Source organism: Streptomyces sp. NPDC004051, assembly GCF_053604275.1.
In genome coordinates this window covers 172982-196893 of sequence record NZ_JBSGHG010000007.1, presented here as the reverse complement: position 1 = coordinate 196893, position 23912 = coordinate 172982, and the positions used below count along the sequence as shown (strand labels likewise).

Sequence of the window (23912 nt, the reverse complement as noted above, 5' to 3'; positions counted from 1 at the left end):
GTCCCGGAGCCAGGAGCCAGATTCAGGAGCCGGGCCCGGGCCCGGGCCCGGGCCCGGGGGCGGGGGCGGGGGCGGGGCCCCAGGGTCAGGAGCCGGGACCAGGGCCAGAGGACCGGGGCCCGAGGCCAAGGGCCCGGGGCTGTGAAGGGTGGGGCACTACGGCCGGCTGTCCGGGCCCCGCCCGCCGACCGCGGCCGACGTGGCGGCCGGCGCCGGTCCGGTGACCGAGGCCAGTTCGGCCCGGGCCCGCGCGGCCAGCCCGTCCGCGCCGCAGGACCGGGCGAGCGCCAGACCGCGCTCCAGGTCGGTCTTCGAACGGGCGAGGATGCCGTACTCGACCCGGGCGGTGGCGTGTTCGTACTGGCAGGGCGAGGACTCCAGATAGGCGACGGCCTGGGCGGCGAGCCGCACCGCCCGCTGGCCGGTCTCCAGAGCGGCGGCACAGCGCAGGGCCTCCCCTATGGCGGTGTCCGTGCCGAAGCGTTCGGCCCGCCTGCGGTACTCCACGGCGAGCCGGGCGGCACGGGCCGGGTCCGTCCCGGCGAGGGCGCGGGCGAGGTCGGCGGCCCAGAAGACGTGGACGGGGTTGTGGTGGCCGCGGGCGGCCGCCGCCTTCTCGGCGGCCTCCAGTTCGTTGACGCCGTCCTCGGTGCGGCCGACCGCGAGCAGCAGTCTGCCGCGCACCGAGCGGAGGTCGGGAAGCACGATGGTGGACGGGTAGGGCGGTGCGAAGCCGTGCCGTTCGGCGACCGCCCGGGCCTCGTCCACGTGCCCGCGGGCGAGCAGGGTGTCGACCAGGTTGCAGGTCGCCGTCCAGTACAGGGGCAGACCGCGGCCGACGCGTTCGGCCAGGCGCAGGGACTCGCGCAACGATTTCTCCGCCGCCACCAGGCGACCCCGCCTGCGGTGCCCGAGACCGACGTAGGCGTGGGCGAGGGCCAGGTGTCCGCCGCTCCAGCCTGCCGTCTCGTAGGCACGCAGGGCCTCGTTGTAGAGGCTTTCGGCACGGTCGAGGCGGTCGGTGTAGGCGTAGACCCCGGCCAGCATCAGCAGCAGTTCGACGCCCCATTCGGAGTCGGTCCAGCCGAGGCCGGGCGCGAGGCGGCCGTTGACGAGGGCGCGGTCGCAGATCTCGGCGACCTCCTCGGCGTTCTCGCCGCGCATCATGGCGTCGAAGCCGCGCAGGACGAGCAGCGCGCGCTCGGAGTTGTCGCGGCCGGTGCAGGTGGCGGCGAGGTCGGCCAGGCGTTCGCTGCGGCCGGGTGTGCTGGTCTCGCCGGCGTGGATGCTCTCCCACATGAACTGCACGGCCTGCAACCGCATCCGGGCGGGTCCCGGCTCCAGCCGGGCGGCCTCCGCCTCGACGGTGCGCAGCGCCTCCTCCGGCTGGTCGTTGTGCAGCAGCGCCTGCGAGAGCCGGACCACGGCGTCCACCCGGGCGTCGCCGTCGAGGCCGGGCATGCCGAGCGCGGTCCGCAGGTGGCCGATGGTCCGGGCGGGTGCGGTGAGGAAGGTGGCGCGGCCCAGCTCGTGGAGCACGTGCGCGTGGACCTCGGGGCGGGGCGGTTCCTCCAGTGCGCGTTCCAGGCAGCGGCGGGCCGCGTCCGGGGCGCCGGTGGCGAGGTGTTCGCGGGCGGCCTCACGCAGTTGCCACACGAGTTCCTCGTCGTCGTCCGGGTGCACCTCGAGGAGGTGCCGGGAGGCGGACGCGGCGCCGCGTCCGGAGTCGGTGACGATCCGGGCGGCGATGCCGTGCATGGCCCGGCGCAGGGCGTCGGGGATGGACTTGTAGACGTCGGTGGCGATGAGCGGGTGGACGAACTCGAGGTCGGCCACTCCGGTACGGCCGGTGCCGGGGTCGGGGACGGTGAGGATGCGGGCGCCGCGCAGGAGTTCGGCGCAGCGGGCGGCGTCGTCGCGGTTCAGGGTGGCGAGCCGGGCCACCAGGTCGACGGTGATGTCGGTGCCGATGATGGCGGCGGCCCAGGCGAACCGGGTCGCGTCTATGCCGAGTTGTTCCAGGCGGGCCATGAGTCCGCCGCCGCGGGCGGAGCGGTTCAGCGCGCGCAGTTCGCCCGCGTGGGTCTCGACGGGTTCGAGTTCGCTGTCCTGGACCTTGGCGAGGAGTTCGACGGTCTCGTACGGGTTGCCGCCGGTGACGGCCCACACCTCGCGGCAGAACGCGGCGTCCGCGTTCTCGCCCAGGGTGGCGCGGGTGAGTCCGGCCGTGGCGGGCGGGCTCAGGGCGCTGAGGACGGTGACGTGGCGATCGGCCGCCTCGGCGACGGCGTCCAGGTGGCGGGCGCTCACCCCGGAGACCTCGCCCGGCCTGCGGGCGACCACGACGAGGACGGGCACCTCCGCCAGGCGTTCGGCGAGGACGGCGAGCCAGTGCAGGGTCTCCTGGTCGGCCCAGTGGACGTCGTCGACGGTCAGCACCAGCGGCCAGTCCCGGCGGGCCAGCCGGCGCACCGCGGCGGTCAGCCCCTCGCAGACGCCCTGCGGGTCGATGTGCCGGTCGCCTGGTTCCGCGACGCCGAGGGCGGGGCCGGCGATGTCGTACCAGTCGCCGAGGTACTCGCGGATCTCCTCCGGCAGCATCGGCACCAGTGCGGGCTGGAGGAGTTGGCGTACGACGTTGAAGGGGACGGAGCGCAGGGTCTCGCCGCCGCGGGCCGACCAGACGGTGCAGCCGCGCTGTTCGGCGATGCGCCGTGTCTCGGCGAGCAGCGCGGTCTTGCCGAGCCCCGCCTCGCCCCGGAGCACCAGCAGGTTGCCGGGTGAGGAGCGGTCCGCGCACAGGGTGTCGACCATCGCGGTGACGGCGGCGACCTCCTCGTCCCGCTCCCAGAGGGAGGGCGGGGCCTCGCCCGTGGGCCGTAGCTCCGTCATCCCGCTGCCTCCCCAAGTCGCCCCGCCGGCGTACAGGCGTCGAGCGTAGTCCTCCGACAGTCCTGATGGAGCAGTACCGCGCCCGCTCTTGCCGTGACGGGTGACACGCGGTACAGAGGTCGACGCGCCCCTCCGACCACCTGGTGGTTCGGAGTCAACAGTTGTCGACCTGCGCGATGGTGACTGCCCATCAGATCATTTTCGCAGGGGCGCGCCGGGAAGGGGAAGGCCCGCGGCGAAGCGGCGGCACACCGGCCGCGCGGGGGCGCGCGGAGGGTCGCCGGTCACCGGAGGTGACGGACCTCTCCCCTCCGGTCCCGTCCGGTCTCATCCGGCTTTCATCGACGCCTCATACGGTGGGGGGATGACGCAGGCGACTCCTCCCGGGTGGTATCCCGACCCCGGGCAGACGAATGACGGACCGGCCACCGAGCGCTGGTGGGACGGCACCGCCTGGACGGACCGGGTCCGGCCGACGGGCTCGGCGCCCGCCTGGGGCCCTCCGGCACCGGGCACGGAGGCCGGGACGGCGTACCCGGCCCACCCGACCCCTCCGGCGTACCCGGTGCACCCCGGATATCCCGGGGTCGTGCAGTCCGGCTCGGGTTCCCGCCGGGGGCGCGGGCTGCGGACAGGAATCGCCGTGGCGGCGGCCGTGGCGGTGCTGGCGAGCATCGGGGTCGGCGTGTACGCGCTGACCGACGACGGCGGGGGCGGCGGCTCCGCGGCCTCACAGGGGCCGGGCGGACGGGACGGCGGCCCCGGCGGTCCGGAGGGCGGTCCCGACGGGGAGGAGTCCGGCCCGGACGCCTCGCGGCCGCCACGGGTGGAGAGCGGGTCGGTGACCGACGGGCTGAGCGGCATCAGCCTGCCCATCCCGGAGGGCTGGTACGGCCAGGAGGGCCAGGTGGGCGCCCAGATCATGTCGGAGGACACCTACGAATGCCCCGGTGACACCTCCAGCACCTGCACCAAGGGCGGGGCCTACTCGGCACCGGCGCCGGCTCTCGGCATCCGCGGTTCCACCGCCGAGGAGGTCGCCAAGGCGGACATCGCCGCCAATGCCGAGGAGTCGTACGGCGGCGATTCCTACGGAAGGATCACCTCGCACGAGGTCCTCGAGTCGAAGGCGGTGGAGGTCGCCGGGCAGAAGGGCTACCTGGTGCGCTGGAAGGCGGTCACCAGCAAGGGCTCCGACGGGTACGTCCAGTCGCTGGCCCTCCCCTCCCCCGTACGGCCGAAGCAGATCGTCGTGATCCGCTTCGGTCTGGACACCGACCAGAAGCAGTCGCTCCTCGACGACATCATCGAGGGCATCGAGAAGGCGGAGGGCCGCGGCGGCAACGGCCAGGACATCTGACCCGCCGAGGCGACGGCCGGGTGGCGCTCGAGCGGCGAGGGGCAGGACGCCGAGAGCCAGGAGCGCCACTGCCTTGACTGCCTCGAACGCCCCGTAGGGCCGTGCGCGTGGGAGCGGGGCAGTCGCTCTCCGGCGAGCACCCGGTCGGACCGGCGGTCGAGCCGGGGCCGGGTCGCACCGAGCCGGGCTGCCGGCACCACGGCCACCACGACGGTGAGCGCCACCACCGGGCGCCGGGTCCGCCGGCCGCCACGGCGACGAGGGCGAGGGCGGCGAGGACTAGGGCGGCGAGGACGAACCAGACGAGATCGAGCGCCCGGAAGACGACGCGGCCGATACCGAGGCCGATCGGGATCGGTCACACCCGGCACCCGGAACTTCAACGGCGCCTCCAAGAAGGAGATCGCCGGCACCGTGCCGAGCCGGACGAAGACGGCGGCCCCGCTGTGGCGGCCGGTACGGAGTTCACTGCCGGACCGTCCTTCCTCTACGCGGTGCGCGCAGGGACGACATGGGCGTGACAGACGTCGGGTTCGGCGAACGGCTCCAGCCGGTCGGCGGCGACGGGCGCGTCCAGTGCGGCCAACGCGCCCTTCATCAGGCCCAGATGGAGCGGGCAGACGATCTGCCGGTACTCCTCGGCGAGTTCGAGGAACGGACAGTGCCGCAGACGGATGACGTCGGGCATCTCGTCCGTCTCGTCGTCCGCCGGGGTCACCGGATCGAAGCCGAGGTCGGCGAGGAGTCCGACCAGCCGGTCGACCGCTTCGCGGCCGGTCACCGTGTGGAAGGGCGGCGCCGGGTCGACCAGATGCCGCCCCCAGGCCCGGCCGGCCTCCACGGCCTCGGCGTCGGCGCCGGCCGTCGCGAGCCGGCTGAGCAGCATCCGGGCCAGCAGCCGGTACTCACGCCGCCCTCCGCGGTCCATTCCGCGCCGCGGCGCGTACACCGCGCGGGGACGCCCCCGCCCGGACGGCGCCTCCAGGCTCCGCTCCACCACCCCGCGCGTCACCAGCGCATCCAGGTGGAAGCGCGCCGTGTTGGCGTGGACCCCCACCCGCTCGGCCACCTCGTTGACGCCGAGCGGCCCGCCGGCGCCGCGCAGCACCTCGAGCACGGTACGGCGGCGCGGGGTCACCGGGTCGCCTCCCCCGGCGCCTCCCCCGGAGGTCACGTCGCGCCGTCCTGCGGCGGCAGCGCGGCGATCAGCGGGTGGTCCCGTTCGATCAGCCCCAGTTTGGAGGCGCCGCCGGGCGAGCCGAGGTCGTCGAAGAACTCGACGTTCGCCTTGTAGTAGTCCTTCCACTCCTCGGGGGTGTCGTCCTCGTAGAAGATGGCCTCGACCGGGCAGACCGGCTCGCAGGCGCCGCAGTCGACGCATTCGTCCGGATGGATGTACAGGGACCGCCGGCCCTCGTAGATGCAGTCGACCGGGCACTCGTCGACGCACGCCTTGTCCTTCACGTCGACACAGGGCTGTGCGATCACATAGGTCATGACGTCCTCCTCCCCGATTTTTCACTGATTCCACCTGTGAGAATAGTGCTGCACGGCACCGTTCCACCACAGGCGGCGCCCGGGAGCGGCCGGACGGTCAGCGCGTGCCGCGCGCCATCTCGTCCACGACGAATCCGAGACCGATGCCGAGCATCCAGGTGTCCTCGGCCGGCGCGGCGCCCTCCTGGGTCGGCCGCAGGCTGCCTTCCCGCCGCGTCCCCGGGGTGCGCGGGTACAGCTCCAGCAGCCCCGACGAGAAGGCGGTGAGCCCGGCGCCCGCCACCACCGCGGGCACGAACGGCAGGAGCGGGGCGGCTCCCGGCGCGATCTCTCCGGCAGACAGCAGCCGTGCGAAGTCCGCGGGCTGCATCCGGTCCAGGACCGGGTAGGTGTTCTTGGCCGTTCCGTGCAGCTGGGCCGCGGTCTCCTCGTCGACCCCACGCCTGGACAGGCCCGACTCGAGGATGAACGCTCCCGTGGCCGGACGCGGCGCCACGCGCCGGAGTTCGACGGGCAGACGCATGGGGACTTCCGGTGGCAGGGTGAAGCGCGATCGCGGCCCGGCCCAGGACGCGCGGCGCTCACCGGCAGAGCGAAGCGTCCCGCGGTGCGCCGATCGCGCAAGCCCCTCCGGCGCACCGCGAGCGGGCACACCGGACGCCCCCGGCTTTCGATCTCCCCTGGACGGGGATACCTTGCGAGGACGAGCAGGCCCGTGTCCCGACATGCGCGCATACGCGGCATCCTGGAGGAGCTGTGGAACTCTTTCCCCCGCTGCCCTACGCCGAATGGCAGGCGACCAAGGAGACACTGCACCGGTTCGCGCAGGTGGTCGGAAAGGTGCGGCTCGCGGCCTCGTCCCGCCGCAACCACTGGTGGAACGTCCCCTACCATCTCACCGGACGCGGCATCACCACCCGCCCGATGGGACTGGACGACCAGGGCCGCTTCTTCTGCATCGACTTCGACTTCGTCGACCACAGGCTTCTCGTCACGACCGGTTCGGGTCGCGAGGTGTCGTTCCCGCTGCCCGGCCTCTCGGTGGCCGACTTCTACCGCCGGTTGCAGTCGGCGCTCACCGAACTCGACGTCTCCGTGCGCATCCGGCGACCGCACCCCTTCGACCTCCCGGATTCCGACCGCCCCTTCGACCAGGACACGGAACACCGCGCCTACGACCAGGATTCGGTGTACCGCTACTGGGTCATCCTGTCCCAGGTCAACCTGGTCCTGGAGGAGTACGCCGCCGAGTGGTCCGGAAAGACGAGTCCGGTGCACCACTTCTGGCACACCTTCGACATCGCGGTGACCAGGTTCTCCGACACCGCCGTCGCCCACTCCGCCTCCGTCGATCCGGTCACCAGGGAGGCGTACTCCCGTGAGGTGATCAGCGCGGGTTTCTGGTTCGGCGACCCGACCTTCCCGAAGGCCGCGTTCTACTCCTACACCGCGCCCGAACCGGCCGGCCTGGAACGCCGTCCGCTGCGGCCCGCCGCCGCCTCCTGGGTCGAACGCGGCACCGGCAGCCGTCTGGCGGTCCTCGAGTACGAGAAGGCCAGGACCGCCCCCTCGCCACGCGCCGACGTGCTCGCCTTCCTGCGGAGCGCCTACCTGGCCGGCGCGGAGACGGCGGGCTGGGACCTCGAACGGAACGCCTGCCCGGGAGGGGTGACCGACCCCGCCGCCGCACGGCGGGCCTGAGCCGCGGCGGGGCCGTGCGGGGGAACGTCAGGAGAGGTATGCCTCCACTTCGCTGAACTGGGCCGCCGGCCAGCCGGTGTTGCCGGTGACGTGCAGGCGGAGGTGGCGCAGGTCGGTGCCGTCCGGCAGTGTCACGGTGACCGTGTTGCCGGTGGCCGGGTCGAAGCGGTACTCCCTCGCGGCGAGGACCGTCGTGTACGCGGAGCCGTCGGTGCTGCCCTGGACGGCAAGGGTCTGGGTGCGGGTCTGCCACGCGGGCTGCGGGGGCAGCTTCAGCACCAGCCGCCGGACGGCCAGGCGGGAGCCGAGGTCCACCGTCAGTGCCTGCGGGAAGGCGTGGTTGGCGGACTCCCAGTAGGTGTGCGCGTCGCCGTCGACCGCCTTGGCCGGCGTGTAGACGTCCTGGGAGCCGGTGGCGGTCGCGGTGCGGCCCCGGGCGAGGTTGCGGTCCGGGTCGGGGCCGGGGTTGCCCTCGCCGGGCTCCGGCCAGGTGGAGCAGTCCGACCAGGTGCTGTCCCAGCCGGAGTTGCCGCCGCGGTCGGTGAGGGTGAAGGTGCCCGAGCCGGCCGGGTAGGGGCAGTTGTAGACGCCGGCGGCGCCGACGCCGGTGGCGGTGACGTTCCGGAAGGCGGCGGCGCCCGGTGTCTCGGCCTGGACGACGACCGTGCCGGTCCCGGCGACGGTGGCGCCGTCGACGGTGATGTTCTTCGCGGCGTGGCCGCGCCCGCTGCCGGAGACGAACTCGAAGGCGCTGTAAGGGCTGTCGGTGATGGTGGTGTCGGTGATCCTGACCTGTGCCTCGATGGCGCTGTCGTAGGAGTCGACGCGCAGGGCGCCCATGGGGTGGTTCCAGTTGGGGTTCATGGCGCCGGTGCGGACCAGGGTGTTGCCGTCGACGGTGATCGTGCCGGCCAGCGGGTGGAACGGGTCGAGGAACTTCTGGTTGGAGATCGCGATGCCGCTGCCCAGCGCGTTGGTGTCGGCGATCAGGTTGCCCCTGACGGTGATGTCGGTGCCGCCGTAGATCGCGATGCCGTTGGCGAGGTTCGGCTGCGAGATGGTGTTGTTCTCGAAACTGCTGTTGCTGTTGGGCCCGTACAGCGACCACATGGCGAGCGAGTCGTCGCCCTGGTTGCGCAGGAAGTTGCCGCGGACCCTCACCCCGCGTGCGTTGCCGTTGAGGTTGAGGCCGTCCGCCGTCATGTCGTAGAAGCGGCTGTTCTCCACGACCAGGTTGTCGTTGTTGCCGGTCAGCCAGAGGCCCACCTTGAGGTGCTGGAGCCACATGCCGGAGACGGACGAGTTCGGGCCGAGTGAGCCGTTGACGAAGTTGTCGGGGTTCGAGTCGACCCGCTCGGTGACCTCGCCGATGACGGCGAAGTCCTTGATGTGGACGTTGCCGGCGGAGTTCGACTGGTCGATGAAGCGGGAGGAGCGCACGACGGAGTGCCAGTGGCCCGCGCCCTGGAGGGTGACGTTCTGGACGCCGCCCAGGGCGGAGGTGAGCCGGTACTCGCCCTGCGGTATCCAGACCACTCCGCCCCGGGCCGCGGAGACGGCCTCCCGGAAGGCCTGCGTGGAGTCGCCCCGGCCGCTGGGGTCGGCGCCCATGTCGGTGACGGAGACCGAACCGGCCGGCCTGGCGGCGGGTGCGGCCACCTGCTCGAAGTCGGCCACGTCGACGGTGACCCGGACACCCGTGGCCTGAAGGGCGACCGTGTCACCGGCCCGGATGTCCCGGCCGAGCAGCAGGCGCGCGTTGTCGAAGAAGTGATGGGTCCGGGAGCCCGCGATCCAACCGGTGTCGACGTGGGAGTACTTGGAGGTCACCGGCAGGGTCTTGGCCAGCTTCTCGCCGTTGACGTGAACGTCGAGCGAGCCGGACTGCCCGTCGGGGACGCTGTAGGCGACGTTCACGGCGTTGGCCGCGCGCGGCACCGTGAACTCGACCCGCTGACCGGCGTCGAGCCGGACGGCCTGGCGGCCCGAGGCCTCGGAGGCGAGGGTGCCCTGGGTGTGGTCGGGGCCGATCCTCGCCCCCGTGGTGCGGGCGGACTCGGCCTCGACCGAGGTGAAGGGGAGGGTGGCGCCCGCGGCGGCGGGGGCGGGCGCGGCGTGGGCGGGCGCGGGCGCGAGGGCGACGAGCATGCCGGCGGCGACGGCGACCGTGCCGATGACCGACGTGCTCCTGACGTTCGATCTGGAGGTGCGCATGGCTGGTCCCTTCGTGGTGGGGGGTGCGGGAACGAGCGGGTGCGGGAACGAGCGGGTGCGTCTCAGGCGCGCAGCCAGACCGCCGTGTCCTTCGGCAGGCGTCCGTCGGGGTCGAGGTGGCCGCTGCCGAGGAGCAGTCCGGTGTGGGACGGGAGGGCGGCGGGCGTGTCCGCGAGGTTCACCACGCAGAGGGCGCCGCCGTCCGCGCGGGCGAAGGCGAGTACGCCGTCGGTGGCGGGCAGCCAGGTGAGCGGGCCGTCTTCGAAGACCGGGCGCAGCCGGATCGCCTCGCGGTACAGGGCGAGCAGGGAGCCGGGGTCCCGGGCCTGCCGGTCGGCGGCGTACGCGGCCCAGCCGGCGGGTTGCGGCAGCCACGGTTCGCCGCCGAAACCGGCGTGCGGCGCGTCGGCCGTCCACGGCAGCGGCACCCTGCATCCGTCCCGTCCGGGGTCGGTGCCCCCGGAGCGGGCGTGCATGGGGTCCTCGATGCGGTCGAGCGGGATGTCGGCCTCGGGCAGGCCGAGTTCCTCGCCCTGGTAGAGGTAGACCGCGCCGGGAAGCGCCAGTGACAGCAGGGCGGCGGCGCGGGCCCGGCGGGTGCCCAGGGGCAGGTCGGTCGGGGTGCCGAAGGCCTTGGTGGCGAAGTCGAAGCCGGTGTCCGAGCGGCCGTAGCGGGTGACCGTACGGGTCACGTCGTGGTTGCACAGCACCCAGGTGGCGGGCGCGCCGACGGGGGCGTGCTCGGCCAGGGTCTCGTCGATGGAGGTGCGCAGCCGTGCCGCGTCCCAGGGGCAGGTCATGAAGGAGAAGTTGAACGCGGTGTGCAGTTCGTCGGGGCGCAGATAGCGGGCGAAGCGTTCGGTGTCCGGGAGCCAGACCTCGCCGACGAAGACGCCCCCGTACTCGTCGGCGACGGCCCGCCAGCCGCGGTAGATGTCGTGGAGTTCGTCGCGGTCCACGTACGGGTGCGGGTCGGTGCCCTCGGTGAGGTCGGGCAGCAGGGGGTCCTTCGCCGGCAGCGCGGCGGAGTCGATGCGCACGCCGGCCACGCCCCGCTCGAACCAGAACCGCAGGATGTCCTCGTGCTCCTGGCGCACCGCCGGATGCGCCCAGTTGAGGTCGGGCTGCTCGGGGGCGAACAGGTGGAGGTACCAGTTCCCGTCGTCCAGCCTCGTCCAGGCGGGGCCGCCGAACTCCGACCGCCAGTCGTTGGGCGGCAGTTCGCCGTGCTCCCCGCGGCCCGGGCGGAAGTGGAACAGTTCGCGCTCGGGGCCGCCGGCGAGGGCGGCGCGGAACCAGGGGTGCTGGTCGGAGACGTGGTTCGGCACGATGTCGACGATCGTGCGGATGCCCAGCCCCCGCGCCTCGGTGATGAGTTTCTCCGCCTCGGCGAGGGTGCCGAAGGCCGGGTCGATCGCCCGGTAGTCGGCGACGTCGTAGCCGCCGTCCTTCATCGGGGACAGGTACCAGGGGGTGAACCACAGGGCGTCCACGCCGAGTTCCGCGAGGTAGGGCAGTTTGGCGCGGACTCCGGCGAGATCGCCGGTGCCGTCGCCGTCGCCGTCGGCGAAGCTGCGGACGTACACCTGGTAGATGACGGCGGAGCGCCACCATTCGTCGTCGTTTCGGGCGGGGGTGGGCTGTCCCACGGCGGGTGCCTTTCTTCTGGGTGGACGGATCCGGTGTCAGCCCTTGGCGCCGCCCGCGCTGATCCCGGCGATGATGTGCCGCTGGAAGACGAGGAACAGCGCGACCACGGGGATGCTGGCGATCACCATCGCGGCGAGGAGCACGGTCAGCTGGACGTTCTGCGACAACTGCACGAGGGCCACGCTGATCGGCTGTTTCCCGGTGTCGGAGAAGACCATCAGCGGCCACAGGAAGTCCTGCCACACGGCGACCAGCGCGAAGATCGACACCACGCCGAGCACCGGGCGCGACAGGGGCAGGACGATCGACCACAGGGTGCGCAGTCTCCCGGCGCCGTCGAGGGCGGCGGCCTCCAGCACGTCCCGGGGCAGTTGGTCGAAGAACCGCTTGAGCAGGTAGAGGTTGAAGGCGTTGGCGACGGCCGGCAGCCAGATGGCGAGGGGGTCGTTGAGGAGGCCGAGGTCCGCCACGGTGAGGTACTTCGGTACGACGAGGGCCTGCGCGGGGACCATCAGGGTGGCGAGGACGCCGCCGAGGACCACCTTGCCGAAGGCGGGCCGGAGCCTGGACAGCGCGTAGGCGGCGGCCGTGCAGAACACCAGCTGGAACAGCCAGGCGCCGGCTGCCTGCACCACCGTGTTCCACAGGTGGGTCGGCAGTTGCATCAGGTTCCAGGCGTCGGTGTACCCGCTGGTGCTCCATCGCTCCGGGAGGAGGGTGGGCGGGGTGCGCGCCACCTCGTCCGGCGACTTCATCGCGCCGCTCACCATCCAGTGGACGGGGAAGAGGAAGGCGAGCGTGAACAGGACGACGAAGCCGGTGAACACGGCCCAGTAGACGGTCCTGCCGGGCTGCCGGGCCAGGACGGCCGGGGAGACGAGGGTGCGGGTGCTGCTCACGTCGTCTCCTTCGGGGAGCCGGTGAGTCGGAGGTAGAGGGCGGAGAACAGGCCGAGCAGGGCGAGGAGCATCACGCTCAGCGCGCAGGCGCCGCCGAAGTCGTTGTAGAGGAAGGCGTACTTGTAAATGAGGTAGAGGACGGTGACGGTGGAGTTCTCCGGTCCGCCGCCGGTGATCACGAAGGGTTCGGTGAACACCTGCATGGTGGCGATGATCTGGAGCAGCATCAGCATGAGGATGACGAACCTGGTCTGGGGCACCGTCACGTGCCGGATGCGCTGGAGCAGGTTCGCGCCGTCGAGTTCGGCGGCCTCGTACAGTTCGCCGGGGACGGACTGGAGGGCGGCCAGGTAGATCAGGACGGTGCCGCCCATGTTGGCCCAGGTGGCGACGACGACCAGGGAGAGCAGGGCGGTGTCGGCGCCGTTGGACCAGTTCGAGGTGGGCAGGTGCAGGAACCGCAGCGCCTCGTTGGCGAGGCCGGTGCCGGGGTCGTAGAACCATTTCCACAGCAGGGCGCTGACCACCGGCGGGATCATCACCGGCAGGTAGACGACGACGCGGAAGAACGCCTTGGCGTGCCGGAGTTCGTTCAGCACCAGGGCCAGGACGAACGGGACGGCGAAGCCGAGGAGCAGGGCGAGCAGGGTGAAGCCGAGGGTGTTGCGCCAGGCCGCGCCGAACTCGGGGTCGTGCAGGACGCGGGTGAAGTTGGCGGTGCCGACCCATTCGGGCGGTGAGCCCGGCGTGTATTTCTGGAACGCGATCACGACCGCGCGGATCGCCGGGTACCAGGAGAACAGGGCGAAGCAGACGAGGCCGCCGAGGAGGAAGCCGTAGGCGTGCAGTTGGTCGGTGAGGCGGCGGCGTCTTTGGCTCCCGGCCGGTGGCCGGGCCGGCGCCGGGCGGAGTTCGACGGCCTCGGCGGGCCGGCGCGCGACCGTCTTCATCGCCGGTCAGCCCCGGGCCAGGATGCCGTCGATCTTGCCGGAGGCGTCCTTCAGGAGCCGGTCGATGTCGGCGTCCTCCTTGGTGAGCACCGCGGAGACGACGCCGTCGAGGACGGAGTAGAGCTGCTGTGCCCGCGGCGGCTCGATCTTCATCTCCAGGCTCTGGTTGCCGTCGAGGAAGGCCTGGTAGTTCTCCACCGGGACGTTGGCGTTGGCCTTCTTGACCTGCTGGTCCTCGGCGTCGGCGGCGCCGGTGAACAGCCGGGGCTCGGGCAGGCCGACCGGCGCGTCGTTCTTCCCGGCGCGGGCGTAGTCACCGAGGAAGCCGTCGCCGGGGGTGAGGAACATGTGGTCGAGCCACTTGAGGCCGGCCCTGATCTGCTCCGGTGAGGCCTTCTTGTTGACCATGTAGCCGTCGCCGCCGATGAGGGTGGCCTTGCCGCCGGGCATGGGGGCGAGGGCGAGGTCCTCGTACTCGGCTCCCTTCTCCTTCACCAGGATCGGGATGTTGTCGGGGGCGGCGAGGTACATGCCGAGCTTGCCGGCGCCCATCATCTGCTGGACGTCGTTGATCACGAGCAGTTGCTTGCTGCCCATGGAGTCGTCCTTCCACCGCATGTCGTGCAGGGTCCGCAGCACGGCGCGGCCTTCGGGCGAGTCGACGGCCGCCTTCCGGCCGTCGGGGGTGACGACGTCCCCGCCCCGGGAGTACAGCTCCGCGGTGAAGTGCCAGCCGCCCTGGTTCTGGGCGCTGTAGTCGGCGTAGCCGACGGTGCCGTCGCCGAGTGCGGCGATCCGCTGGGCGGCGGCGCGGACCTCGGCCCAGGTGGTGGGCGGCCGGTCGGGGTCGAGGCCGGCCTTCTCGAAGAGCGCCCGGTGGTAGACCAGCCCCATGGAGTAGCCGGTGCGGGGTACGCCGTAGACCTTGCCGTCGACGGTGTAGATGTCCCGCAGCTGCTGCTGGATCGTCCGGTAGCTCTTCAACTCCTTGATGTACGGGGTGAGATCGGCTGCCTGGTTGATGTCGACCACATGCCCGGCGTCGGTGAAGTAGGTGTAGAACACGTCCTCCATCTGCCCCCCCGGCGAGCTTGGCGTCGAAGGTCTTCGGGTCCTGGCAGGGGAAGGCGTCGTGCGGGACGACGTCGATGTCCGGGTTCTCCTTCTCGAAGGCGGCGATCTCCTCCTCGAAGAACCGGCGGTCGACCTCCGCGCTCTTGGGCGGCATGCAGTTGACCGTGATGCGGGTCTTGCCGTCGGCCGCCTGGTCGTCGTTCGCACCGCAGGCGGTGAGGGTGAGGGCGCCGACGCCTAGCGCGACGAGGGTACGGCGGATCCCGGTGCTTCTCATCGGTGGACCCCTCTGGGACAGGAGCGGGTGAACCCCTCGGACAGGAGCGGTGGGCGGGGCACACTCAAGCACCGACGACATGGGTCCGCAAGATGTCGCGCATGCTTTGAAATTATTGGACAGCAGTCCGGAAGGAACCGGCTCTCAAGGACGTGGGGCCTGCGCCGTCGACCCCCGCACCACCAGCTCGGGCTCGAACAACAGCTCCTCGGCGGCCACCGGGCGCCCGTTGATCTGCGCGTTCAGCAGTTCCACCACGGCCTTGCCCATGGCCTTGATGGGCTGGCGGACGGTGGTGAGCGGCGGCTCGGTGCAGTTCATCAGGGCCGAGTCGTCGTACCCCACGACCGAGATCTGCGAGGGGACGTCCAGCCCCTTGCGGCGGGCGGCCCGGACGGCGCCGAGGGCGAGGGGGTCGCTGGCGCAGATGAAGCCGGTGACGCCCCGGTCGATGAGCCGGGCGGCGGCGGCGTGCCCGCCCTCGATGGAGAACATGGCGCGGGCGACGTGCGCGTCGGGAACCTCCGCGGCGAACGCGCGGGCGGCGGCCAGTTTGCGGGCCGACGGCACGTGGTCGGCGGGACCGAGCACCAGGCCGATCCGCTCGTGGCCGAGCGAGGCCAGATGCCGCCACGCCTGCTCCACGGCCACGGTGTCGTCGCAGGAGACACCCGGAAAACCCAGGTGCCCTATGGCCGCGTTGACGAGGACGACGGGGATGTTCCGCTCGGCGAGCTGCCGGTAGTGGTCGTGGGGGGCGTCCGCCTGGGCGTAGAGCCCGCCGGCGAAGACGACGCCGGACACCTGCTGCTGGAGCAGCAGCGTCACGTAGTCCGCCTCGGAGACGCCGCCCCGGGTCTGGGTGCACAGCACCGGCGTCAGCCCGAGCTGGGCCAGCGCGCCGCCGATGACCTCCGCGAAGGCGGGGAAGATCGGGTTCTGCAGCTCGGGCAGGACCAGGCCGACCAGCCGGGCGCGCTCACCGCGCAGCTGGGTGGGCCGCTCGTAGCCGAGCACGTCCAGCGCGGAGAGCACCGCCTGCCGGGTGGCCTCGGAGACTCCCGGCTTGCCGTTGAGCACCCGGCTGACCGTGGCCTCGCTGACCCCGACCTTCTTCGCCACCACGGCAAGTCGTCGCGTCATGGACGCAAGAATAGCGCAAGAAACGCAAATTCTTGCGTGGAGGGTTGCGTGGACGATCACCGGAAGGGCGAGGGGCCGTCAGGTCGCGGCGGCCCCGCGCACCCGGATTCAGTCGACCGCCGACACGACGCTGAGGTGGGAGGCGGCGCGACGGTGCCCGCGGCGGCGGGACGGGGCGCGGCGCGTCTCGCGCAGGACCAGCGTGAGCCGGGTGCAGTCCATGCCCTCGAGGATCCTGGTCGTCTCCACCACGAGACGGCAGTCGGTGGCCCCCCAGCGTGGATCGGGATGGTGCAACGGCCGTACCGCGCCGTCGTGTTCGGCGGCCTGCTCGCCGACGGCGCGGATCCAGTGCGGCAGCCCCTGCCGGTAGGCCGCCTCCATGATGGGGTCCTGGGCGATGTCCCGGCGGATGGCCTGCAGCCCGTGGTCGTGGCCGTCCCGCTCCACCGTCTTGGCGAAGTGGGCCAGCATCGGCAGGCACCAGCTCGACTCGTGTTCGCCCAGCACCGTGGGGGCGTCCGGGTGGAAGAGGACGAACCGGAGGAAGTTGTCGCCGGGCATGGCCGTCGGATGCGGTTCGACATCCCGGAAAAGTGTCCGGAAAGCAGCGTTCGCCAGCAGCACGTCCCAGCGGTGGTCGACCACCAGGGAGGGGAAGGGGACCGCGTTCAGGAACACGGCGTAGTCCTCCAGATAGGCCTGCGCCTCGGGAGTCTCGAGGACGGGCGGCCGCGGTGCCGGCCGCTGCCCTCCTGCCTGATGTGCCATCGGGAGGTCACCCCTCTTGCCTGTGCGGCCTTGACGCGGCGCCCCGATCCTGCTGCCCTGACGCGCGGCGTGTCAACTATCGTGGCATTCCACACCCGTTGACGGCTGAAATGGGACACAGTTGTGGCGAGACCTGGATGTGAGTTCGAGACACGGGCTAGTCTCCGTGAAGTTCATGCCAAACGCTCGTGAGAAGCCTGTGAGAGACGTAGGAGATCTGTCGGTGACGGGTGGCTACGAGGGTCCGGACACCGCGCCGACGACCGCGCTGTCGGCCGTCGTCGCCCGCGTCACCGCACTCGCCGACCGGCTCGAGGTGCCGCAGGCCGAGATCTTCGACGTCGGACGGCTGTCCGCGGCGTCCGGCGTTCCCGCACCGGTGGTCAAAGCCCTCCTGAGCGGCCGGCCCGCGGGCGAGCCCGACGTGCAGACCCGGTTCGTGCAGCGCCTGGACCTGTTGCGCCGTACCCGGCTCAAGCCGAACGGCCGCAAGTACACGCAGCAGGAGATCGCGGACGGCGCGGGCATGTCCCGCCAGCAGGCCGGCGCCCTGATCAACGGCGACCGGCGCCCCACCATGGAACACTGCGACGCCATCCAGCGGTTCTTCCGGGTGCACGCCGGATTCCTCACCGCCGAGGACCCCGAGGCGCTCGCCATCGCCCTCCAGCACACCGAGCAGGAACTGCTGCAGACCCTCGCGGACCGTGAGCGGCGGGCCGCCGCGGCGGCCGACGACCCGCTGGAGCGGCTGCTGCGGGACCACGGCGTGCGCGGAATCGCGTGGCGGGCCGCGCAACTCCCCACCGACCAGCACCGCGACAAGGTCGCGGAGTGGCTGGACATGCTCCTGGAGAGCGTCCAGCGGCCCCGCTCCTGACCCGGAGCGCGCGGGCGGCGCGGCCAGGTTGTCCGTGGCGGACGGCGGGCTGGAGGCGTGCCCGCGCCGTGCGGGACGTCCGCTGCCGGACCACGCCCCGGGGAGAGCCGGGCGACGCCCACCGCCGTACCGGCCGACCACGAGCGCACCGCCGTCCAGGCCTGTCTGCGGCTGCTGCACACGGTGCGCGCCGCCCACGACGCGGAGAGCGGCCCGCCGGAGACCCGCAGGCCCCCGGTCGTCGTGCCCTCGGTCCTCGCGGAGTCCCAGACGGAGGCGGAGACCACCCTGACCCGGGCCGGGTCGGGCCGGGTCGGGCCGACCGGCACCGCGGAGGCCTTCTTCCGGGTGCTCCGCGACCAGACACCCGGAGCCGTGACCGAAAAAGCCTGACCGTGCTGTGCCCGTGCCCGTGCCGCGCGGCAGCGGGGCGCCGCGTCGCCCCCTCAGCCGTGGGGGACGGCGACCGCCGTCGCGACCAGGTCGCTCTCGGCGGTCCAGCGGCCCGTGAAGTGGTCGAGGCGGCGGCCGCCCACCCAGGGGCCGGGGACCAGCAACTCCGCCCGGAAACCGCCGCGCGTCCGTTCACCCGGGTCGGTGAACATCTCGATGTCGGCCTCCATGAAGTCCAGCCACTTCCCGGTGAGCGGGAACCACGCCTTGTAGACGGCCTCCTTGGCGCTGAACAGCAACCGGTCCCAGTGCACCTCGGGCCGCTCCACGGCCAGCCGGCCGATCCGTTCCGCCTCCCCGGGCAGGGCGACGGAGGACAGCACCCCCTCGGGCAGCGGCCCCTGGACCTCCGCGTCGATGCCGAGGGAGGCCAGGTCCTCGGCCCGGACCAGGGCGGCGGCGCAGTAGCCGGTGCAGTGGGTCATGCTGCCGGCCAGTCCGGGCGGCCAGCCCGGTGCGCCGCGCTCACCGGGCAGCACGGGCTGCGGGGGCACTCCGAGCTTCTCCATGGCCCGGCGGGCGCAGGAGCGCACCGCCCGGAACTCCCGGCGGCGCTTCTCGACCGCCCGCTCCATGAGCGCCGCCTCCTGCGGATAGAGCGGGGCGTCGGCGCCCTCGTCGCCGCGGGCCTCCATGACGACGACCGTGGCCGGCAGCAGTTCCTCGATCATCGGGCCCCTTCCTCGGATTCCTCGGATTCCTCGGATTCCTCGGATTCCTCGGCTCCCCCGGGTTCGTCGGGCTCGCCCTCCCCCTCGTCCGCGTGCCCACGCGGCACGATCCGGTGCAGCCGTCCCGGTGGCGTCGCCCGCTTGCGCCATTCGCGGGGGTAGCCCACGGACACCTCCTCGAAGGGCACCCCGTCCCGGCGGGTGCTGCGCGGGATGTGGAGATGTCCGTAGACCATCGTGTGGACGTTGAACCTGCGGTGCCAGTCGGCGGTCAGCTCGGTGCCGCACCACATGGCGAACTCGGGGTACCACAGGACGTCCGTGGGATGCCGGTGCAGCGGGTAGTGGTTGACGAGGACGACGTGCAGGTCGTCCGGCAGTTCGGCGAGCCGGCGTCCGGTCTCCTCGACCCGGGCCCGGCACCAGGCCTCCCGGCTCGGGTACGGGTCGGGGTGCAGCAGGCGTTCGTCGGTGCAGACGACGCCGGTGCCGTGCGCGTACGCCAGTCCCTCGTCCTTGGTGGCGCAGCCGGCGGGCAGGAAGGTGTAGTCGTACAGCAGGAACAGCGGGGCCACGGCCACCGGGCCGCCGGGGCCGTCCCAGACGGGGTAGGGGTCCTCGGGGGTGGTCACGCCGAGTTCCCGGCACTGTGCGACGAGGTGGTCGTAGCGGGCGACGCCGCGCAGGGTGACGGTGTCCTTCGGGTGGGTCCACAGTTCGTGGTTGCCGGGCGCCCAGAGGACCTTCCGGAACCGGCCGGCGAGTGTCTTGAGCGCCCAGCGGATGTCGTCCACCGTCTCCGCGACGTCCCCGGCCACCAGGAGCCAGTCCTCGTCCGATTCGGGGTGCATCCGCTCGACCAGCGCGCGGTTCTCCTCGTAACCGACGTGCAGGTCGCTGATCGCCCACATCTGTCCGTCGCCGCCGGCCGTGGACGTCACTCGTCGCCTCCTGGGGATGAACGGACAGCCCGTAAGGACAGCATGCCCTGCCCGAGCTCTTCGGGCAGGGGGACTCCGGTGTCCGTGGAACCCGTGACACGTCTGTGGTTCGGTCCCGGGTGCCGAAGCCGTATCATCGGCCCCGACACCACCGGAACGATGAGCCCTTCGCGCAGGGCCGTTCGGTGACCCTCCACACCCTTTGCCCGGGCACGGGCCACTGAGGCCTGCCCGCATACCGTGAAAGGCGGCCTGCATGGCCTCATGCGTACGAGTATGGCTCAACCGCACGTACGCGGAGAACGTGTTCTTCATCGATCAGGTGAGAAGGAATCCCGACAACCGGGCCGTCGAGATCCATGCCACGCACGGCGACCCCGACTCCCCCGTACTGGCCGCGGCCGACACCGCCGAGCTGGAGCCCGGGAACCTGTCCCCGGCGGCGTACGTCGAGTACGCGCTCGCCCAGTGCGCGCGGCGCGGCATCGACGTGTTCGTGCCCCGGCTGCACCAGGAGGCCGTCGTCGCGCACCGCGCGGAGTTCGAGACGGCCGGTACGGCGCTGCTGGCGCCGACGCCCGAGGCCGTGGCCGTCTTCCGCGACAAGGTGATCGCCTACGAGGCCGTGCAGGCGATCGGGGTGCCCGTGCCGCCGTGGTGGCGGGTGCGGTCGGCGGACGAACTGGTCCGTGCCGTGGAGGAGCTGGAGGCGCTGGGGCACCGGGCGTGCTTCAAACCCGCCTCCGGCGCGGGCGGTGTGGGCTTCCGGGTGATCACCCGTGCCCCCTTCGGTCTCGGGCAGCTGAGTGGTTTCCCCAGCGCGCAGGTGCCGCTCGATCTGGTGGTCGCGGCGGTGCGGCGGGCGGAGGAGCCGGTGGACTGGCTGGTGATGCCGGTGCTCGAGCAGCCGGAGGTGTCGGTGGACTGCCTCACCGGGCCGGACAACCGGGTCCGGTTGTCCGTCGGCCGCACCAAGAACGGCCGCCGCAGGGGGTTCACCCTGCACGAGCGGTGGCTGGAGCCGGCCCGGCGGATCGCGGAGGGCTTCGGCCTGCACCACCTGTCCAACATCCAGTTCCGGATGCTGGGCGAACAGCCGGTGCTGATGGACGTCAACACCCGTCCGGCCGGGGGCCTGCACCAGCTGTCGCTGTGCGGGGTGAACGCGCCGTGGGCCGCGGTGCGGCTGGCGCTCGGCGAGGACCCGGGTGAGATCTCCCCGCCGTTCCTGGGCCAGGACTACTCGGTGGTGTCCGGCCCGCGTCCGCTGCGTCCCGTGTCGGCGCCGCGGCAGTTCCCCGACCTGCCCGCGCCCGCGCTGAGCGGCGTGCCGGCCGCGGCGGTGGCCGGGGACGCCGTGGCCGGTGGCCCGGCCTGGGGTCCGGGCCGCCGGTAGGGCCGGCCGGCCGCCGTCACGGGTGGGGCGGTCGGCCGCCCCGGTGCACACGGTGCGCGGGCGGTCAGTCCCGGTTCCGGTTCCGGTTCCGGTCTACCGTCAGCCGCAGGGTCAGCACCTGGAACGGACGCAGGGTCACGGGCACGCTGTCGCCGTCGGTGTCCGCCGGTGCCAGCGGCCGTTCCAGGAGGTCGGTCACCCGGGCCCCGGCGAGGGGGAAGCCGGTGCGCAGGGTGCCGGTGGCACGTCCGCCGCGGGATTCGTAGAGGCGGACCACGACGTCGCCGGAGGCGTCGTCGGCGAGCTTGACCGCCTCGACGGTCACGCCCCCGCCGTCCACCGAGACCACCGGGTCCGGTGCGCCCGCCGCCCGGGCCACGCGCAGCGGCAGGTTGAGCGCGTAGCCCTCCGTGACGGCGTCCTCGATGCTCGCGCCGGGCAGCAGTGCGTAGGTGAGGCGGTGTGTGCCCCGGTCGGCCTCGGGGTCCGGGATCTGCGGGGCGCGCACCAGGCTGAGGCGGACCGTCGTGGTCGTGCCTCCGTCGTCGCGGACCGTGCGGGTCACGTCGTGGCCGTACGTCGAGTCGTTGAGGACGGCCACGCCGTAGCCGGGTTCGCCGAGGTGCACCCAGCGGTGGCCGGAGACCTCGAAGCGGGCCGCCTCCCAGCTGGTGTTGGTGTGGGTGGGGCGCTGGACGTGGCCGAACTGGATCTCCGCGGAGGAGTGCGGGGCCCGGAGGTCCAGCGGGAAGCCGGCCTTGAGGATCTTCTCGGCCTCGTGCCAGTCGATCTCGGTCTCGAAGTCGATCCGGGGGCTGCCGGCGCGCAGGGTGATCGTCTGGGTGATCCGTGAGCCGTTGCCGAAGGCCCGCTCCACCCGCACCGCGCCGACCAGCGGGTCCCGGGCGACGACGGTGACGGACCCGGCGGCGGGCAGCTCGGTGAACCGGTTCCGGTAGTGCTGGTCGATGTCCCAGGCGTCCCAGTGGTTGGGGAGGTCCGTGTGCAGCCGGAGCAGGTTGCCCGGACCGGCCAGCACCTCGCGGTCGGCGCGGAGGTCGTGGACGGACGACAGCGTGCCGTCGTCCGCCAGCCGCACCCGCACCATCCCGTTGTCGAGCACCCGGTCCGTGACGGTCACCGGCCGGGGGCGGGGGGAGCCGGTCGGCGCCTCCAGGGGTGCGCTGCCGTTCGCGGGCACGGTCGTCCACACCGGCGTTCCCCCGGGCGGGCGGATCACCTCGGCGCGGTCGTACGGACCGGTGTTGAACACCCGGAGGCCGGGGCCGTCCCCCAGGGCGGCGATCGCCTCCCCGGTCAGCTCCTCCAGTTCCCGGGCGACCCTGGCGTACTCGGCCTCCGCCTCCCGGTGCACCCAGGCGATGGACGAGCCGGGCAGGATGTCGTGGAACTGGTGCAGCAGGACCGTCTTCCACAGCCGGTCGAGTGCCTCGTGGGGGTAGGCGTGGTCCGGTGCGTGCAGTGCCGCCGTGGTGGCCCACAACTCGGCCTCGCGCAGGAGGTGTTCGCTGCGCCGGTTGCCCTGCTTGGTGCGGGCCTGGCTGGTGTAGGTGGCGCGGTGCAGTTCCAGGTAGAGCTCGCCGTTCCAGACCGGGGCGTCGGGGTACTCCTCGCGGGCCTTGGCGAAGAAGGCGTCGGGGTGTTCGACGACGACCTTCGGGGAGCCCTCCAGGTCGGCCAGCCGGCGGGCCCGTTCCATGTGCTCGCGGGTGGGGCCGCCGCCGCCGTCGCCCCAGCCGAACGGTGCGAGCGAGCGGGTACCGCCGCCCTTCTCCCGGTAGTTGCGCACGGCACGGGCCATCTCCTCGCCGGTGAGGGCGGCGTTGTAGGTGTCGACCGGCGGGAAGTGGGTGAAGATGCGGGTGCCGTCGATGCCCTCCCACCAGAAGGTGTGGTGCGGGAACCTGTTGGTCTGGTTCCAGGAGATCTTCTGGGTGAGGAACCACTCGTTGCCGGCGAGCTTGGCGAGTTGCGGGTAGGCGGCGGTGTAGCCGAAGGAGTCGGGCAGCCAGACGCCCTTGGTCTCGATGCCGAAGTGCTCGAGGAAGAACCGCTTGCCGTGGACCAGTTGGCGGGCGAGGGCCTCTCCGCCGGGCAGGTTGCCGTCGGCCTCCACCCACATTCCGCCGACCGGCGCCCACTGGCCCTTGTCGACGGCCTTCCTGATCCCCTCCCACACCTGCGGGTAGTGGTCGCGCACCCACGCGTACTGCTGGGCCTGCGAGCAGGCGAAGACGAAGTCCTCGTACTCGTCGGCCAGCGCGGTGACGTTGGAGAAGGTGCGGGAGGTCTTGCGCCGGGTCTCGCGCAGCGGCCACAGCCAGGCGGAGTCGATGTGGGCGTGCCCGACGCCGGAGACGGTGTGCGCGCTGGCGTGCGCGGGCCTGGCGAGGACGGGGGCGAGGGCCGCGCGGGCGGCGGGGGCGCTGCCGGAGACGTCGTCGAGGTCGAGGGCGTCCATGGCCCGGTCCAGGGCGTGCGCGATCTCGTGCCGGCGTGGCTCGTGCTCGCCCAGTTCGGCCATGAGTTCGCGCAGCACGCACAGGTCCAGGTCGAGGTGCCAGACCGGTTCGTCGAGGACGGCGAGGTCGGCGCCGCGGAACACGTACAGCGGGGTGTCGCCCGCCGTGCGCCGGTCGCCGAGCGGGGTCGGGCGGGCGAAGCCGTCGGCGAGGATGTCGGGGTTGGAGGCCGCCTCGACCAGGTAGTCGACCTCCTCGCCGCCCGCGGCCCGGCGGGCGACCGGGACGTACCGGTTGAGCGGGTTGACCGCCTTCAGCGGGGTGCCGTCGGTCAGGTGCACCAGGGCTTCGGCCTGGAAGCCCGGTCCGGCGCCGGTGAAGCCGAGGTCGATGACCGCCTCGACGCGCCGGCCGGCCCATGCGGCGGGGACCCGCCCGCGCATCCGGAACCAGGTGGTGCCCCAGGGCGGGCCCCACGGGGTGTTCTCGGCGAAGGGCTCGTAGGGGGCGGCCGCGGCCTGTGCGAAGGGGACCGGCTCGCCCGGCGCGTGCCAGGCCTCGACGGTGAGCGGGACGGCGGCAGCGTAGACCGCGGGCTTGACGCGCTGGGTGTGGACGCGTTCGACGCGCCCCTCGATCCGATGGCGTTCGTCATGCATG

Annotated in this window: 18 protein-coding genes and 1 pseudogene; 5 read left to right on the top strand and 14 right to left on the bottom strand. The window is 72.5% G+C overall.

Going from position 1 to position 23912, the window contains the following annotated elements:
- Positions 1-156: 156 nt before the first annotated feature.
- The gene (locus tag ACWEQO_RS11315) at positions 157-2892 is read right to left on the bottom strand and encodes an ATP-binding protein (protein WP_361456373.1); all 2736 of its coding nucleotides are present in this window, start codon (positions 2890-2892) and stop codon (positions 157-159) included.
- Positions 2893-3256: 364 nt separating this feature from the next.
- Here ACWEQO_RS11315 and ACWEQO_RS11310 point away from each other — a divergent pair, with 364 nt between their 5' ends.
- Complete coding sequence (locus ACWEQO_RS11310; RefSeq protein ID WP_361456370.1) at positions 3257-4252, top strand: DUF2510 domain-containing protein; 996 nt, start codon at positions 3257-3259, stop codon at positions 4250-4252.
- Between the two features lie 487 nt (positions 4253-4739).
- Here the strand turns inward: ACWEQO_RS11310 and ACWEQO_RS11305 are convergent, their stop codons facing one another.
- The 3 genes from ACWEQO_RS11305 to ACWEQO_RS11295 all read right to left on the bottom strand — a co-directional run bounded on the left by ACWEQO_RS11305 (position 4740) and on the right by ACWEQO_RS11295 (position 6272).
- Complete coding sequence (locus tag ACWEQO_RS11305) at positions 4740-5426, bottom strand: helix-turn-helix transcriptional regulator (protein WP_452981523.1); 687 nt, start codon at positions 5424-5426, stop codon at positions 4740-4742.
- Positions 5423-5749, bottom strand: coding sequence for a ferredoxin (gene fdxA / locus ACWEQO_RS11300; RefSeq protein WP_109380233.1), 327 nt, complete (start codon positions 5747-5749; stop codon positions 5423-5425). Before fdxA ends, ACWEQO_RS11305 begins: the two co-directional genes overlap by 4 nt.
- Before the next feature lie 97 nt (positions 5750-5846).
- Entirely contained in the window at positions 5847-6272 is a 426-nt protein-coding gene (locus ACWEQO_RS11295) for a hypothetical protein (protein WP_452981519.1), read from the bottom strand.
- Positions 6273-6505: 233 nt separating this feature from the next.
- Between ACWEQO_RS11295 and ACWEQO_RS11290 the strand changes: the two genes are divergently transcribed.
- On the top strand, positions 6506-7450 hold the full coding sequence (locus ACWEQO_RS11290; protein WP_452981515.1) for a DUF5996 family protein: 945 nt from the start codon (positions 6506-6508) through the stop codon (positions 7448-7450).
- Positions 7451-7477: 27 nt separating this feature from the next.
- Here the strand turns inward: ACWEQO_RS11290 and ACWEQO_RS11285 are convergent, their stop codons facing one another.
- From ACWEQO_RS11285 to ACWEQO_RS11255, 7 genes and pseudogenes are all read right to left on the bottom strand, one after another.
- Positions 7478-9664, bottom strand: coding sequence for a discoidin domain-containing protein (locus ACWEQO_RS11285; protein ID WP_452981512.1), 2187 nt, complete (start codon positions 9662-9664; stop codon positions 7478-7480).
- A 62-nt stretch (positions 9665-9726) separates the two neighbouring features.
- Entirely contained in the window at positions 9727-11313 is a 1587-nt protein-coding gene (locus ACWEQO_RS11280) for a glycoside hydrolase family 13 protein (protein WP_452981509.1), read from the bottom strand.
- A gap of 36 nt (positions 11314-11349) precedes the next feature.
- A complete protein-coding gene (locus tag ACWEQO_RS11275; RefSeq protein ID WP_452981506.1) occupies positions 11350-12213 on the bottom strand; it encodes a carbohydrate ABC transporter permease in 864 nt (287 codons plus the stop codon).
- Positions 12210-13163 carry a carbohydrate ABC transporter permease gene (locus ACWEQO_RS11270; protein ID WP_361456346.1) on the bottom strand — a complete coding sequence of 318 codons (954 nt, stop codon included), beginning with the start codon at positions 13161-13163 and terminating at the stop codon, positions 12210-12212. Before ACWEQO_RS11270 ends, ACWEQO_RS11275 begins: the two co-directional genes overlap by 4 nt.
- Positions 13164-13169: 6 nt before the next feature.
- Positions 13170-14514: pseudogene (locus tag ACWEQO_RS11265) on the bottom strand (ABC transporter substrate-binding protein).
- Between the two features lie 144 nt (positions 14515-14658).
- A complete protein-coding gene (locus tag ACWEQO_RS11260; protein ID WP_452981503.1) occupies positions 14659-15657 on the bottom strand; it encodes a LacI family DNA-binding transcriptional regulator in 999 nt (332 codons plus the stop codon).
- A 108-nt stretch (positions 15658-15765) separates the two neighbouring features.
- The gene (locus tag ACWEQO_RS11255) at positions 15766-16428 is read right to left on the bottom strand and encodes an MmyB family transcriptional regulator (RefSeq protein WP_361456337.1); all 663 of its coding nucleotides are present in this window, start codon (positions 16426-16428) and stop codon (positions 15766-15768) included.
- Positions 16429-16651: 223 nt separating this feature from the next.
- Between ACWEQO_RS11255 and ACWEQO_RS11250 the strand changes: the two genes are divergently transcribed.
- Both ACWEQO_RS11250 and ACWEQO_RS11245 read left to right on the top strand, forming a co-directional pair.
- Positions 16652-17308 (top strand): helix-turn-helix domain-containing protein, encoded by a 657-nt coding sequence (locus tag ACWEQO_RS11250; RefSeq protein WP_361456334.1) that lies wholly within the window; start codon positions 16652-16654, stop codon positions 17306-17308.
- A 57-nt stretch (positions 17309-17365) separates the two neighbouring features.
- A complete protein-coding gene (locus ACWEQO_RS11245; protein WP_452981498.1) occupies positions 17366-17701 on the top strand; it encodes a hypothetical protein in 336 nt (111 codons plus the stop codon).
- 53 nt (positions 17702-17754) lie between these two features.
- On the opposite strand, the gene ACWEQO_RS11240 is transcribed toward ACWEQO_RS11245, so the two are convergent.
- Together ACWEQO_RS11240 and ACWEQO_RS11235 are read right to left on the bottom strand one after the other, a co-directional pair.
- Positions 17755-18432 carry a 4'-phosphopantetheinyl transferase family protein gene (locus ACWEQO_RS11240; protein ID WP_361456328.1) on the bottom strand — a complete coding sequence of 226 codons (678 nt, stop codon included), beginning with the start codon at positions 18430-18432 and terminating at the stop codon, positions 17755-17757.
- Positions 18429-19373 (bottom strand): metallophosphoesterase family protein, encoded by a 945-nt coding sequence (locus tag ACWEQO_RS11235; protein WP_452981495.1) that lies wholly within the window; start codon positions 19371-19373, stop codon positions 18429-18431. Before ACWEQO_RS11235 ends, ACWEQO_RS11240 begins: the two co-directional genes overlap by 4 nt.
- A 256-nt stretch (positions 19374-19629) precedes the next feature.
- Between ACWEQO_RS11235 and ACWEQO_RS11230 the strand changes: the two genes are divergently transcribed.
- Positions 19630-20769 carry an ATP-grasp domain-containing protein gene (locus ACWEQO_RS11230; protein WP_452981492.1) on the top strand — a complete coding sequence of 380 codons (1140 nt, stop codon included), beginning with the start codon at positions 19630-19632 and terminating at the stop codon, positions 20767-20769.
- 64 nt (positions 20770-20833) lie between these two features.
- Here ACWEQO_RS11230 and ACWEQO_RS11225 read toward each other — a convergent pair whose 3' ends face one another.
- Positions 20834-23911, bottom strand: coding sequence for an alpha-mannosidase (locus ACWEQO_RS11225; RefSeq protein WP_452981489.1), 3078 nt, complete (start codon positions 23909-23911; stop codon positions 20834-20836).
- Between the last annotated feature and the right edge of the window lies 1 nt (position 23912).